Below are 13541 nucleotides of genomic sequence, written 5' to 3' on the forward strand. Positions count from 1 at the left end.
ACCCCGGAAGGCCTCGCGGCGTGTGACGATCGGACCGTGCACCCGACCACGCCCGTTCTCGCGCCCACGCGCCGGCTGCCGCTGCGGCGCCCCGCGCGCGGGCGGTGGTTCGGCGGCGTCGCCCTCGGGCTGTCCGCGCACCTGGACCTCCCGGTCGGGCTGGTGCGGCTCGCGTTCGTCGTGCTCACGCCGGTCGCCGCTGTCGGACCTCTGCTGTACGTGTTCTGGTGGCTGGCGATCCCCGCGGGTGACCCCGCCGCGGCCGCGCAGGACATCCGCCCGAGCGCCCTGTCCCGCCTGGCCCGTCGACAGGCGGTCATCGAGCCGGGCCGGCGCATCCCCGTGACGGACATCGCCATCGGCGCGGTGCTGGTGATCGCGGCCGCGCTGCTGATCGCGGTCCGGTCCGGGGCGGACGTGGACGCGGACTGGCTTCTTCCCGCCCTGATCGTCCTGGCGGGGCTGTGGCTGGCGTGGAGCCAGCTCGACGAGCTGCAGCGCGGGCGGCTGCGGGACCGGGCCGGTGGGCGGACTCCCGTGAGTCTCCTGCGGGTCGCCGGCGGGATCCTGCTCGCGGGCGTCGGCGTGCTCCTGTTCGTCGGCCTCGCGTCCGGGGAGGGCGTCGACACGGCGACCCTCGCGCAGTCGATCGTCGCGGCGCTCGTGATGCTCGGCGGCGTGGCCCTGGTGCTCACCCCGTGGTGGCTGCGGCTGGTGCGGGAGCTCGGCGACGAGCGGGCCGCCCGCGCGCGCGAGTCGGAACGCGCGGACATCGCCGCCCACCTGCACGACTCCGTGCTCCAGACCCTGGCCCTGATCCGCTCGCGGGCCGACGACTCCGCGGAGGTCGCCCGCATGGCGCGTGCGCAGGAGCGCGAGCTGCGCGAGTGGCTCTACGACGACCGCCCGGCGCCGGGCACCTCCGTGGCGGCGGCGCTGCGGGGGATCATCGCCGAGGTGGAGGACTCGCGCTCGGGTCCGACCGGCGACCCCGTGGCCGTCGAGTCGGTGGTGGTCGGGGACCGGGTGCCCGACGCCGACACCGAGGCGCTGCTCCAGGCCACGCGCGAGGCGCTGGTCAACGCCGTGGTGCACGGACGCCCGCCGGTGTCGCTCTACCTCGAGGTGGGCACGTCCGAGGTCGAGGTGTTCGTGCGCGACCACGGTGACGGGTTCGACCTCGACGAGGTGGGCACCGACCGGTTCGGGGTGCGGGAGTCGATCATCGGGCGGGTGCGTCGTCGTGGCGGCGCCGCCACCGTCACCAGCAGCCCCGAGCGCGGGACCGAGGTGCACCTGGTGGTGCCGATCCGGGTGTCGGACGAACAGGGAGTGCAGTCATGAGCGAGCCAGTCGACGTCGTGCTGGTGGACGACCACCACATGTTCCGGACCGGCGTGAAGGCGTCGCTCGACGCCGGCGTGCGGGTGATCGGCGAGGCGGACACGGTCGACGAGGCGATCCGGCTCGTGCGCGAGCTGAAGCCCCCGGTGGTCCTGCTCGACGTGCACCTGCCCGGCGGCGACGGGGGAGGCGGTGCCGAGGTGATCCGGGCGTGCACCGACCTGCTGGGCCAGACCCGGTTCCTCGCCCTGTCCGTGTCCGACGCCTCCGAGGACGTGGTCGCGGTCATCCGCGCCGGCGCTCGCGGCTACGTCACCAAGGCGATCGACGGCACCGACCTGTCCGACGCGGTCCGCCGCGTGGCCGGCGGGGACGCCGTGTTCTCGCCGCGGCTGGCGGGGTTCGTGCTCGACGCGTTCGGCGCGGCCGCGGGCGACATCGCGATCGGCGACGACGAGCTGGACCGGCTCTCCGCCCGGGAGCGTGAGGTCATGCGCCTGATCGCGCGCGGGTACTCCTACCGCGAGGTGGCGTCCGAGCTGTTCATCTCGATCAAGACGGTCGAGACCCACGTCTCGGCGGTCCTGCGCAAGCTGCAGCTCTCCAGCCGGCACGAGCTGACGCGCTGGGCGGCGGCACGACGGCTCCTGTAGCCCGGGGAGCCCTAGGCTCCTGCGGGTGAAGCAACGCGTCGCGGCCTACGCCATCGTCGTCGAGTCCGGGCGGGTGCTGCTCCCGCACTGGCTGGAGGGGCCCATCTCGGGCTGGACCCTCCCGGGCGGTGGCATCGATCCGGGGGAGGACCCGGCCGACGCAGCCGTGCGCGAGGTGTTCGAGGAGACCGGGTACCACGTGGTGCTCGACGAGCTGCTCGGCATCGACTCGATCGTCGTCCCGGCCGCCACCCGTCTCGACCCCACCGAGGGCGACCTGCACGGGCTGCGGGTCATCTACCGCGCGCACGTCGTCGGCGGTGAGCTGCGCGACGAGGCCGACGGCAGCACCGACACGGCGGCGTGGTTCGACCTGGACGAGGTGGCGGGGCTCGACCGGGTCGAGCTGGTCGACATCGGCCTGCGGCTGGCCGGGCACTAGAGGGAGCCGTACAGCGCCTGGAGGTAGGCGTCCGAGCGGGCCGAGCCGAGGATCCCGGGGGACATCCGGTTCATCACGTAGGCGAACGTGAGCCCGCGGTCGACGTCGTTGACGACGAGCGAGCCGCCCCAGCCGCCCCAGAACGCCACGCGTCCCTCGGGGATGTACGGGGTGCTCGCCGGGTTCGGGACCGCGTAGCCGAGACCGAACCGCAGGGGCACGCCGAGCACGAGGTCGACGTTGTCGGTGTGCTGCGCGAACACGAGGTCGACGGTCTCGGGGGACAGCAGCCTGCCCCCGCCGTTGGTGAGCACCGACTGGACCGTCGCCACCGAGCGCGCGTTGCCGTGGCCACCGGCGCCCCCGATGCCGGCCGACTTCCACTCCCGCGTCCAGGTGATCGAGGCGTCGAGCACCGGCCCGGTGAGCGTGCGGCGCGCGGGGGAGTCCGGGGGCAGCTGCGCGAGGTCGATCTGCGACGGCGGCGGCGGGACGACGTGGCTGACGCGCACGTCCTGGCCGGCGGGCAGGCCGAGCCAGAAGTCGGCGCCGAGCGGCTCGGCGATCTCGGCCCGGAAGAACTCACCGAGCGACCGGCCGGTGACGCGCAGGACCAGCTCACCCAGCAGGTGCCCGTAGTCGAGCAGGTGGTACCCGGACAGGGTGCCCGGCGGCCACCAGGGTGCCTGGGCGGCGAGCCGCGCGGTCGCCGCGGGGACGTCGAGGATGTCCTCGGCCGTGACCGGCTGGTCCCAGCCCGAGATGCCCGAGGTGTGGTTCAGCACGTGCCGGACCAGCACGCCCTCCTTGCCGGCGGCCTTGAACTCCGGCCAGTAGGTGCCGACCGGCTCGTCGGGGTCCAGCAGCCCTCGGTCGACGAGGACGAGCGCCGACAGGGACGTCATCGTCTTGGAGATCGACCAGACGTTCGTGAGGGTGTCTGCCGTCCACGGACGCGTGTGCTCGGGGTCGGCCCACCCGCCCCAGAGGTCGGCCACCAGGGCCCCGCGCTCGACGACGGCGACGCTCGCACCGAGCTCCGCGCCCGTGTCGAGGTGGTGCTGGAACGAGGCGCGCAGCGGAGCGAACCGCTCGTCGGCGAAGCCCTGGACCGGTGTGCTCGTCATCGAGCCCTCCTGCGTCGGCGGATCGTGTGTACTGTGGCCTGCAACATACCGCGCGGTCGGTATGGAGACAACGTCGTCGACCCGGAGGTGCACGTGCAGATCGTGGGCGCGGTGCTGGAACGATCCGGCGCCCCCGCACCGTTCGCGGCCTCGAGGCCGTTCACGGTGGGGGTCCTGCAGCTGGACGATCCCGGACCCGGCGAGGTGCTCGTCCGGATCGAGGCTGCGGGCGTCTGCCACTCGGACCTCTCCGTCGTGGACGGGAACCGCGTCCGGCCGACCCCCATGCTGCTGGGCCACGAGGCCGCGGGCATCGTCGAGCGACTCGGCGCCGGGGTCGACGACCTGTCCCTCGGCGACCGCGTCGTCATGACCTTCCTGCCGCGCTGCGGGGACTGCCCGGAGTGCGCGACCGACGGGCGGCTGCCGTGCCGGGTGGGTAGCGCGGCGAACGGCCGCGGCTCGCTGGTGGGCGACGGGATGCGGCTGCACCGCGACGGCGAGCCGGTCCACCACCACCTGGGGGTGTCCGCGTTCGCCAGCCACGCCGTGGTCAGCCGGACGTCCGTCGTGCGGGTCGACCCCGACGTGCCGCCCGAGGTCGCCGCCCTGCTCGGCTGCGCGGTGCTCACGGGCGGGGGAGCGGTGGTCAACGCCGGCCGACCGCGGGAGGGTGACACCGTGATGGTCGTGGGGCTCGGAGGCGTGGGGATGGCCGCGCTGCTGGTCGCGGTCGCGCTCGGGTTCGAGGTCATCGGCGTCGACGCGCTCGCGGACAAGCTCGACGCGGCGCGCGCCAACGGAGCGACCGCGACGTACTCACCGGACCAGCTCACTGCCCGGGCGCCCGTCGTCATCGAGGCCGCCGGGAACGCCCGCGCGTTCGAGACCGCGTTCGCCGCGACCGCGCCGGGCGGCACCACCGTGACGGTCGGCCTGCCCGCCCCCGACGCGCGCGCAGCGGTCAGCCCGCTGGTGCTCACCGCCGAGGCCCGCACCGTCGTCGGCAGCTACCTCGGCTCCGCCGTCCCGGCCCGCGACATCCCGCTCTACGTCGACCTGTGGCGCTCGGGGCGGCTCCCGCTCGAGCGCCTGGTCTCCTCACGGATCACCCTGCACGACCTCGACGTCGCCATGGACCGCCTCGCGGCCGGTGGCGAGCTCCGCCAGCTCATCGTTCTCGACGAAAGGACCCCCTCGTGACACGCACTGCCCTGGTGACCGGAGCCGCCCGCGGCATCGGCGCCGCGACCGCCCTCCGGCTCGCCGCCGACGGCTTCCAGGTGGCCGTCCTCGACCTGCGCGAGGAGGACTGCGCGGCCACCGTCGACGCCGTGACCGCTGCCGGCGGGCGTGCCGTCGCGGTCGGGGCCGACGTCGGCGACACGGACGCCGCCGCCGCGGCCGTGGCGCGCGTGGCCGACGAGCTGGGGGCGCCCACGGTCCTGGTCAACAACGCCGGCATCCTGCGCGACAACCTGCTGTTCAAGATGTCGGAGGCCGACTGGGACTCCGTCATCTCGGTGCACCTGCGCGGCGCCTTCCTCATGAGCCGCGAGGTGCAGAAGCACCAGGTGGCTGCCGGCTGGGGGCGGATCGTCAACCTGTCGAGCACGTCGGCGCTGGGCAACCGCGGGCAGGCCAACTACGCGACCGCCAAGTCCGGGCTGCAGGGGTTCACCAAGACGCTGGCCATCGAGCTGGGCCGGTTCGGGGTCACGGTGAACTCGGTGGCCCCGGGGTTCATCGCCACCGACATGCTGCGACAGACCGCCGAGCGGCTCGGGATCACGTTCGAGCAGTTCCTCGAGGGGGCCGCCAAGGAGATCCCGGTCGGGCGCGTGGGTCAGCCGGCGGACATCGCGAACGCCGTGTCGTTCTTCTGCTCGGAGGCCGCGAGCTTCGTCAACGGGCAGGTCCTCTACGTCGCCGGCGGGCCGAAGGCGTGATCGCGGTGGACGCTCCCGCGGGGCTCGTGGCCGCCGTCGGGCAGAGCGCGACGGCCGACCGCTGGTTCGCCGTCGACCAGGCGCGGATCGACGCGTTCGCCGACACCACGGACGACCACCAGTGGATCCATGTCGACCCGGTCAGGGCTGCCGAGGGTCCGTTCGGCGCGACCGTCGCGCACGGGTACCTCACGCTCGCCCTGATCCCGGTGCTGACCGACGGGCTGGTCGAGGTCGGCGGGACCGGGCTGGTGGTCAACTACGGCCTCGACCGCGTGCGGTTCCTCCAGCCGGTGACCGCCGGGTCGCGCATCCGGGCGACGTCCACAGTGACCTCCGCCGAGCCGACCCCGCAGGGCGTCCGCGCGACCTTCACGGTGACGGTCGAGATCGAGGGCGCGACCAAGCCGGCCCTGATCGCGGAGACGGTCGTCCTCTACGTCGCGGCCGCCTGAACACCCGCAACGTCCGAGGTAGTGAGCGCTCCAGCAGCCACTTCCTCGGACGTTGCGGGTTCTCGGAGCGTCAGGAGACCCGCTCGACCACCATCGCCATGCCCTGGCCGCCGCCGACGCACATGGTCTCCAGGCCGAACGTACCGTCCTGCACCGCGAGGCCGTGCAGCAGGGTCGTCGTCAGCCGGGCGCCGGTGCTCCCGAACGGGTGACCGACCGCGATCGCGCCGCCGTGGACGTTGAGCTTGTCGTGGTCGATCCCCAGGGCGCGCGCCGACGGGAGGACCTGCGCGGCGAACGCCTCGTTGAGCTCGACCAGGTCGATGTCGTCGATGCCCAGGCCGGCACGGGCCAGGGCCATCCGCGACGCGTCCACCGGTCCGAGGCCCATGACCTCCGGCGACAGTCCGCTGACCGCCGTGGACACGATGCGCGCCAGCGGGGTCAGGCCGAGCTCGTCGACGATCCGGTCGCTCACGATCACCACGGCCGCGGCGCCGTCGTTGAGCGGGCAGCAGTTGCCGGCCGTGACCGTGCCGTCGGGCCGGAACACCGGGTTCAGGCCTGCGAGCGCCTCGACCGTGACGCCGGGGCGGGGTCCGTCGTCGTGCGCCACGACCGTGCCGTCCGGCAGGGTCACCGGGGTGATCTCGTCCGCCCAGAACCCGTCGGCCAGGGCCTTCTCCGCGCGGTTCTGGGACAGGGCCGCGAACTCGTCCTGCTCGCGGCGCGTGGTGCCGGTGAGCGCGGCGACGTTCTCGGCCGTCTGGCCCATCGCGATGTACGCGTCGGGGAGCAGCTCGCTGTCGCGCGGGTCGGTCCAGACGTCGGCCCCGGCCGCGCGCTCCGCCGTCCGCGCCACGGCGGAGGCGAACCGCGGGTTCAGCAGGTCCACGCCGGGGATGTGGTCCGAGGACCCGACCACCGACCGGCTCACGCACTCGACGCCGGCGGACACGAACACGTCGCCCTCGCCGGCCTTGATCGCGTGGAACGCCATCCGGGTGGTCTGCAGCGACGACGAGCAGTACCGGTTCACGGTGGTGCCCGGGACGGAGTCGAGGCCGAGCAGCACGGCGACGATCCGGGCCATGTTCATGCCCTGCTCGCCGCCGGGCATGCCGCAGCCGAGCAGCAGGTCCTCGACGCGGCCGGGGTCGAGCGACGGCACCTGTGCGAGCGCGGCGCGGACCATCGACGCGGCGAGGTCGTCCGGACGGACGTCCGTGAGCGAGCCCTTGAACGCGCGGCCGATGGGCGAGCGGGCGGTCGCGACGATGTACGCCTCGGCCATCAGACGAACGCCGCGATGCCGGTGATGGCACGCCCCACGATCAGGTGGTTCATGTCCTTGGTTCCCTCGAACGAGTACACGGCCTCGGCGTCGGCCATGTAGCGCGCGACGCCGTGGTCCAGCTGGATGCCGTTGCCGCCGAGCGTCTCGCGGCACAGGGCCACGGTCTCCCGCATCGCGGTCGTCGTGTAGGCCTTGGCCAGCGCCGAGTGCTGGTCGCCCTGTCGGTCCTGGTCACCCAGCTGGGAGGCCCGGACGCACAGCGCGATGCTGGCGGTGATGTTGCCCAGGCACCGGGCGAGCCGGTCCTGGACCAGCTGGAAGGACGCGATCGGCTTGCCGAACTGCTCGCGCTCGAGGGTGTACCTCACGGTGGCCTCGTAGGCGCCGACGGCCACTCCCACCGCCTGCCACGCGACCTCCGCCCGGGTCAGGCGGAGCACCGTGGCGACGTCGCGGAACGAGTGGATGTTCGGGAGCCGGTCGGCCTCCGACACCTCGACCCCGTCGAGCAGGATGTCGGCGTTCTGCACGGACCGCAGCGCCTGCTTGCGCTCGATCTTGGTGGCGGTGAACCCGGGGGTGCCGCGGCGGACGATGAAGCCCTTGACCTGGTCGTCGGCGGTGTCCCGCGCCCAGATGACGGTGAGGTCCGCGAACGTGGCGTTGCCGATCCAGCGCTTGGCGCCGTTCAGCACCCAGGTGTCGCCGGTGCGGTGCGCGGTGGTGCGCAGGCCGCGCGCCGTGTCGGAGCCGGACAGCGGCTCGGTGAGCCCGAAGGCGCCCACCAGCTCGCCGCGGCTCATGGGCGGCAGCAGCTCGGCGCGCTGCTCGGGCGAGCCGCCGACGCCGATCGCGCCCATGGTCAGCCCGTTCTGCACGCCGATGAAGGTGGAGAACCCGGCGTCCACGCGGGAGAGCTCAAGCGCGACCCACCCGCGGTAGACGGCGCTGTTCTCGAACCGGACCGTCTCCGGCCACATCGGCCCGAGCAGCCCGAGCTCACCGACCCGCGGGATGAGGTGCACGGGGAACTCGGCGCGGTCCCAGTAGTCGTCGGCGATCGGCCGGACCTCGGACTCCAGGAACTCCCGGATCTCCATGACGTGCGCGTTCTCGACGGGCGTGAGCAGGTCCTGGAAGGAGTAGAAGTCGCTGGTCAGCAGCGCGTGGGTCACGTCAGTTTGAGTCACGTCATGGCTCCGCTCGTCGATCGGCTCTGATCTCGCTCCGAGTCTGCATCATTTTCCCAGATGTTGCATACCCCCCGTTGCCGAGGAGTAGGTTGCCGCCATGTCGCACCTCGACGTCATCGGAGGCGGCCTCGGCCGCATCGGCACCCGCGTCGCGCCCTCGTGGCTGTCGCAACGGCTGGAGGACGGCGAGCACGCCGAGGCGCTGCGGGCGTTCGTCGCTGCCCGCGAGACGTTCATCGAGGGCGCCCGGATCGACATGGGCCGCCTGGCGACGAAGCTCGGCGTCGACCGCACCTCGCTGTTCCGGTGGGTGGGCAACCGCGACGCGCTCCTCTCGGAGGTCCTCTGGTCGCTGGCCGTCCCCACGCTCGAGCAGGCGGAGGCCGCGACGCACGGCACCGAGGGCCCCGCCCGGGTGGCGGCGGTCCTCACGCACTTCGCGCGCGACCTCATCACCGCCGACTACTTCCGCGGCTTCCTGCGCCGCGAACCGGCGCGTGCCCTGCGGCTGCTGACCACGAAGGAGAGCGACATCCAGCGGCGGTACGTCGCCGTTGTCGAGGCGCTGGTCCGCCAGGAGCTGGGCGAGCAGCCGTTCGGCGGTGCCGTCGGCGCGCACGACCTGGCGTACCTGCTGGTCCGCGTCTCGGAGTCCTTCACCTACGCGGACCTCATCACCGGCGACGTGCCCAGCGCCGAGCGCGCCCGCGCGGCCTTCGAGCTGGTGCTCAGGCCATGACCTATCCGCACACCGCTCCGTTCCCGACGCGCTGGAACGACAACGACGTCTACGGCCACCTCAACAACACCGTCTACTACGAGGCCATGGACACGACGATCAACGTCTGGCTCATGACCTCGGCCGGCCTCGACCCGTCCGCCGGGGAGCCGATCGGCGTCTGCGTGTCGTCGTCGTGCGAGTTCGCGGCGTCCGCCGCCTTCCCGGACGCGCTCGAGGTGGGGCTGCGGGCCGGCCGCGTGGGCAGGAGCTCCGTGACGTGGGAGCTCGGCATCCTGCGCGACGGGGTCGTGATCGCCGAGGGCCGGTTCGTGCACGTGTTCGTCGACGACGCCACGCGACGCCCCGTCCCCATCCCCGCGCACATCCGCGAGGCCATCGAGCGCGAGCTCACCATCTGATCGGGTAGCATACCGACCGGGCGGTATGACGAGGTGCCTCCCGGAGAGGCGGTCGACGATGACCCGACGCATGCCGGACCCGCCCGGGCTCGACGTGGCGCGACTCGAGGCATTCCTGAGACGCGAGCACCCGGCCACGGTGGGCGACGATCCGCTGTCGGCGCGGGTGATCGCCGGAGGGCGCAGCAACCTCACCTACCGGGTCGACGGCGGCGCGACACCCCTGGTCGTCCGCAGGCCGCCGCTCGGGCACGTGCAGACCACCGCGCACGACATGGCCCGCGAGTTCCGGGTCATCTCCGCGTTGCGGGGGTCTCGCGTCCCGGTCCCCCCGGCGGTCGCGCTGGTGGAGGACCCGTCCGCGGGCACGGGCACGGTGTTCTACGTGATGGACCTCGTCGAGGGCGCCGTGCTGGCGCACCAGGCGCAGAACACGACCTACACCGCCGACGAGCTGCGTGCCGTGAGCCTCGAGCTGGCCACGCTGCTCGCGGAGCTGCACGCGATCGACCCGGCGGTCGTCGGCCTCGCGGACCTCGGGCGGTCCGACGGCTACCTCGACCGGCAGCTGCGACGGTGGCGGACCCAGCTGGACGGGTCGCGCTCGCGGCCGGTGCCGAGCCTCGACGACCTGCAGGGACGCCTGGCGGAACGGGTGCCGACGACGCGGCGCAGCAGCATCGTGCACGGCGACTACCGGCTGGACAACGCGCTCGTCGGGGGAGAGGTCCCGCACATCACCGCGATCCTCGACTGGGAGATGGCGACGCTCGGCGACTCGGCGGTCGACCTGGGCATGCTCGGCCTCTACTGGCACATCCGCGGCATCGCCGGCGCCGAGGGGGTGGCGCCCAGCGCGGTCGACCCCGCCGCGGGCTACCCGGCGTTCGACGAGCTGGTGGACGCGTACTGCGCCCGCCTGGGCAGCAGCGTGCCGGAGCTGGGCTGGTACCGGGCGTTCGCCGCGTACAAGCTCGCGGTCATCCTCGAGGGGATCCACTTCCGGTTCCTCGGCGGGGACACGGTCGGCGACGGGTTCGACCGGATCGGGGGCCTGGTCGGGCCACTCGCCGACGAGGGCCTTGCGCAGCTGGCGGGGGTGCGCTGATGGACTTCGCGCCCGATGCCGTGACGGTCGACGTCGTCGGCCGCGTGCAGGCGTTCCTCGACGAGCACGTCTACCCCGCCGAGCCGGTGCTGGAGGCCGAGCTGGCGGCGACACCGACCGAGTGGGGGACGCGGCCGGTGGTCCGGCGCCTGCAGGGGCTGGCCAGCGAGCAGGGCCTCTGGAACCTCTTCCTGCCGAGCGTCCTGACCAACCTCCAGTACGCGCCGGTCGCCGAGCTCACCGGCCGCAGCCCGCGCCTGGCCCCGGCGGCGTTCAACTGCGCGGCCCCGGACACGGGCAACATGGAGCTGCTCACGGAGTTCGGCACGGCCGAGCAGAAGGAGGAGTGGCTGGAGCCCCTCCTCGACGCCGAGATCCGGTCCGCCTTCTGCATGACCGAGCCGGACGTCGCCTCGTCGGACGCCTCGCAGATCGCCACCCGCATCGTCCGCGACGGCGACGAGTACGTGATCACCGGCCGCAAGTGGTGGTCCACGGGCGCCATGAACCCCGAGTGCGCGCTGCTGGTCGTCATGGGTGCCACGGACCCCTCGGCCGAGCGGCACCGTCGTCAGAGCATGGTCCTGGTGCCGCGGGACGCCCCGGGGGTGCGGATCGTGCGGCCGCTGACCGTGTTCGGGTACGACGACCGCGACCACGGGGGCCACGCGGAGATCGTGTTCGAGGACGTGCGCGTGCCCGTCGCCACCATGCTGTCCGGCGAGGGCGACGGGTTCGCCATCGCCCAGGCGCGGCTCGGCCCGGGCCGGATCCACCACTGCATGCGCTCGCTCGGCATGGCGGAGCGGGCGATGGACCTGGTCGTGGAGCGTGCGACGTCGCGCACCGCGTTCGGGAAGCGCCTCGCGGACCAGGGCGTGGTGCGCGAGTGGGTGGCCGAGTCCCGGCTCCAGATCGAGGCCCTGCGCCTCCTGGTGCTCAAGACCGCCTGGCTCATGGACACGGTCGGCAACCGCGCGGCCATGACCGAGATCCAGGCCATCAAGATCGCGGTCCCGCGGGCCGTGCAGCAGATCCTCGACCGCGCCATCCAGCTGTTCGGCGCGGCCGGCCTGTCCGGCGACCAGCCGCTGGCCGAGATGTTCGCCGCCGCGCGTGCCCTGCGCCTGGCCGACGGTCCCGACGAGGTCCACCTCGCCTCACTCGGGCGAGCCCAGCTCACGACGAAAGGACAATGACATGACTGATCAGGCTCTCGATGGCGCGGGCTACGCCAGCCTGTCCGTCGCGGCGATCCTCGCCGAGACCGCGCACCGCACCCCCGACCGCACCGCGTTCCTCCTGGGCGACCAGGTGGTCCGCTACGGCGAGCTGTGGGACCAGACGCGTTCCTACGCCGGCGCCCTGCGCGCCCGCGGCATCGGGCCGGGCGACCGCGTCGCCATGATCGTGCCGAACGTGCCCGACTTCGCCCGCGTCTACTACGGCGTGCTGGCGCTGGGCGCGGTCGTCGTGCCGGTCCACCTGCTGTTCAAGGCGGACGAGATCGAGTTCGTCCTGCGCGACTCGGGCGCCACGCTCCTGGTCGCGGCGGCGCCGATGCTCGCCGAGGCGGCGCCCGCCGCGGCACGGGCCGGCCTCCCGCTGCTCACGGTGCTGGTCCCCGACGGCATGGCGGTCCCCTTCCCCCGGCTCGAGGACGAGGCGGCAGCGGCGGACCCGATCGACCGGTACGAGTCCGTGCACCCGATCAGCGCCGCGACGATCCTCTACACGAGCGGCACCACGGGCCGGCCCAAGGGGGCGGTCGGCTCGCACCTGTCCATCGTCGAGCAGGTCCACGTGGCCCTCATCGACCTGTTCGACATGCGTCGCGACGACGTCGTCTTCGGCGGTCTGCCGCTCTTCCACACGTTCGGGCAGGTCTCGGTGATGAACACGGCGTTCCGCAGGGGCGCCGCCGTGATCCTGCTGCCGAAGTTCGACCCGGACCAGGCGCTCGCGCAGATGGTCCATCACGGGGCGACCGTGTTCACGGCGGTCCCGACGATGTACATCGGACTCCTCCAGGCCGCCGCGCGCAGCACGGACCGACCGCCTCTGCGGTACGCGGTGTCGGGAGGCGCCGCGCTGCCCGTGGCGGTGCTCGAGGTGTTCTCGCGGGAGTTCGGCGCCGAGGTGCACGAGGGCTACGGGCTGACCGAGACGTCGCCGGCCGTCGCGTTCAACCGCGTCGGCGAGCCGATCCGGCCGGGCACCGTCGGGCGACCGCTCTGGGGCGTCGACATCGCGATCGCGGACGCGCACCTCGACGACCGGGTCGTCCCGGTGCCCACCGGCGAGCTGGGCGAGATCGTGATCCGCGGCCACGCCCTGTTCAAGGGCTACCTGGGCAACCCGGAGGCGTCGGCCGCCGCGGTGGTGGACGGCTGGTTCCGCACGGGTGACCTGGGCACCATGGACGCCGACGACATCGTGACGATCGTGGACCGCAAGAAGGACATGATCGTGCGCAACGGCTACAACGTGTACCCGAGCGAGGTCGAGGACGTGATGATGCGGCACCCCGCGGTCGCGTTCGCGGCGGTCTTCGGGCTCCCCGACGAGGCGCGCGGCCAGGAGGTGCACGCCGCGGTGGTGCTCCTCGACGGGCACGAGGCGACACCGGAGGAGCTGGTCGCGTTCACCCAGGAGCGCATCGCGGCCTACAAGTTCCCGCGCGTGGTGCACCTGGTGGACGCCCTGCCCCTCGGAGGCAGCGGCAAGGTGCTCAAGCGCGAGCTCGTCGCCCAGTTCCAGACGGAGCCCGTCCAGGCGTGACAGACCGGAGGCCCGGTCCCCGATCGGGGGGCCGGGCCTCCGGTGCGTGCGG

General features: G+C 73.1%; 14 protein-coding genes. 11 read left to right on the plus strand and 3 right to left on the minus strand.

Translation table 11 applies throughout. The features are described from left to right. Positions 1-36: 36 nt before the first annotated feature. The 3 genes from ASD18_RS08185 to ASD18_RS08195 are packed head-to-tail and all read left to right on the plus strand — an operon-like array spanning position 37 to position 2439. Positions 37-1344 (plus strand): ATP-binding protein, encoded by a 1308-nt coding sequence (locus ASD18_RS08185; RefSeq protein WP_056089137.1) that lies wholly within the window; start codon positions 37-39, stop codon positions 1342-1344. After that, complete coding sequence (locus ASD18_RS08190; RefSeq protein WP_056089141.1) at positions 1341-1997, plus strand: response regulator transcription factor; 657 nt, start codon at positions 1341-1343, stop codon at positions 1995-1997. The genes ASD18_RS08185 and ASD18_RS08190 overlap by 4 nt, the downstream gene beginning before the upstream one ends. 25 nt (positions 1998-2022) lie before the next feature. Next, entirely contained in the window at positions 2023-2439 is a 417-nt protein-coding gene (locus tag ASD18_RS08195) for an NUDIX hydrolase (protein ID WP_056089144.1), read from the plus strand. Here ASD18_RS08195 and ASD18_RS08200 read toward each other — a convergent pair. Continuing rightward, positions 2436-3566: a serine hydrolase domain-containing protein gene (locus tag ASD18_RS08200; protein WP_056089147.1), complete on the minus strand. Its 1131-nt coding sequence runs from the start codon at positions 3564-3566 to the stop codon at positions 2436-2438. The two genes, ASD18_RS08195 and ASD18_RS08200, sit on opposite strands and share 4 nt — an antisense overlap. Before the next feature lie 93 nt (positions 3567-3659). Between ASD18_RS08200 and ASD18_RS08205 the strand changes: the two genes are divergently transcribed. The 3 genes from ASD18_RS08205 to ASD18_RS08215 are packed head-to-tail and all read left to right on the plus strand — an operon-like array spanning position 3660 to position 5970. Further along, the gene (locus tag ASD18_RS08205; RefSeq protein ID WP_057211790.1) at positions 3660-4769 is read left to right on the plus strand and encodes an alcohol dehydrogenase catalytic domain-containing protein; all 1110 of its coding nucleotides are present in this window, start codon (positions 3660-3662) and stop codon (positions 4767-4769) included. Beyond that, complete coding sequence (gene fabG / locus ASD18_RS08210) at positions 4766-5515, plus strand: 3-oxoacyl-ACP reductase FabG (RefSeq protein ID WP_056089153.1); 750 nt, start codon at positions 4766-4768, stop codon at positions 5513-5515. The genes ASD18_RS08205 and fabG overlap by 4 nt, the downstream gene beginning before the upstream one ends. 5 nt (positions 5516-5520) lie before the next feature. Continuing rightward, complete coding sequence (locus ASD18_RS08215; RefSeq protein ID WP_235522295.1) at positions 5521-5970, plus strand: MaoC family dehydratase; 450 nt, start codon at positions 5521-5523, stop codon at positions 5968-5970. Between the two features lie 70 nt (positions 5971-6040). Here ASD18_RS08215 and ASD18_RS08220 read toward each other — a convergent pair whose 3' ends face one another. After that, a complete protein-coding gene (locus ASD18_RS08220; protein ID WP_056089160.1) occupies positions 6041-7264 on the minus strand; it encodes an acetyl-CoA C-acetyltransferase in 1224 nt (407 codons plus the stop codon). Then, on the minus strand, positions 7264-8457 hold the full coding sequence (locus ASD18_RS08225) for an acyl-CoA dehydrogenase family protein (protein ID WP_235522296.1): 1194 nt from the start codon (positions 8455-8457) through the stop codon (positions 7264-7266). The genes ASD18_RS08220 and ASD18_RS08225 overlap by 1 nt, the downstream gene beginning before the upstream one ends. Before the next feature lie 100 nt (positions 8458-8557). On the opposite strand from ASD18_RS08225, the gene ASD18_RS08230 reads away from it, so the two are divergent. From ASD18_RS08230 to ASD18_RS08250, 5 genes are read left to right on the plus strand one after another with little or no spacing between them, the layout of a single operon-like run. Then, the gene (locus tag ASD18_RS08230; RefSeq protein WP_056089165.1) at positions 8558-9199 is read left to right on the plus strand and encodes a QsdR family transcriptional regulator; all 642 of its coding nucleotides are present in this window, start codon (positions 8558-8560) and stop codon (positions 9197-9199) included. Beyond that, complete coding sequence (locus ASD18_RS08235; protein ID WP_056089168.1) at positions 9196-9600, plus strand: thioesterase family protein; 405 nt, start codon at positions 9196-9198, stop codon at positions 9598-9600. Before ASD18_RS08230 ends, ASD18_RS08235 begins: the two co-directional genes overlap by 4 nt. A 58-nt stretch (positions 9601-9658) precedes the next feature. After that, on the plus strand, positions 9659-10708 hold the full coding sequence (locus tag ASD18_RS08240) for a phosphotransferase family protein (RefSeq protein ID WP_082573674.1): 1050 nt from the start codon (positions 9659-9661) through the stop codon (positions 10706-10708). After that, positions 10708-11907, plus strand: a complete 1200-nt coding sequence (locus tag ASD18_RS08245; protein WP_056089174.1) for an acyl-CoA dehydrogenase family protein — start codon at positions 10708-10710, stop codon at positions 11905-11907. The genes ASD18_RS08240 and ASD18_RS08245 overlap by 1 nt, the downstream gene beginning before the upstream one ends. 1 nt (position 11908) lies before the next feature. Next, entirely contained in the window at positions 11909-13489 is a 1581-nt protein-coding gene (locus tag ASD18_RS08250; RefSeq protein WP_056089177.1) for a long-chain fatty acid--CoA ligase, read from the plus strand. Positions 13490-13541 lie beyond the last annotated feature (52 nt).

The sequence above is a fragment of the Cellulomonas sp. Root137 genome (assembly GCF_001426725.1).
Taxonomy (GTDB): Bacteria; Actinomycetota; Actinomycetes; order Actinomycetales; family Cellulomonadaceae; genus Cellulomonas.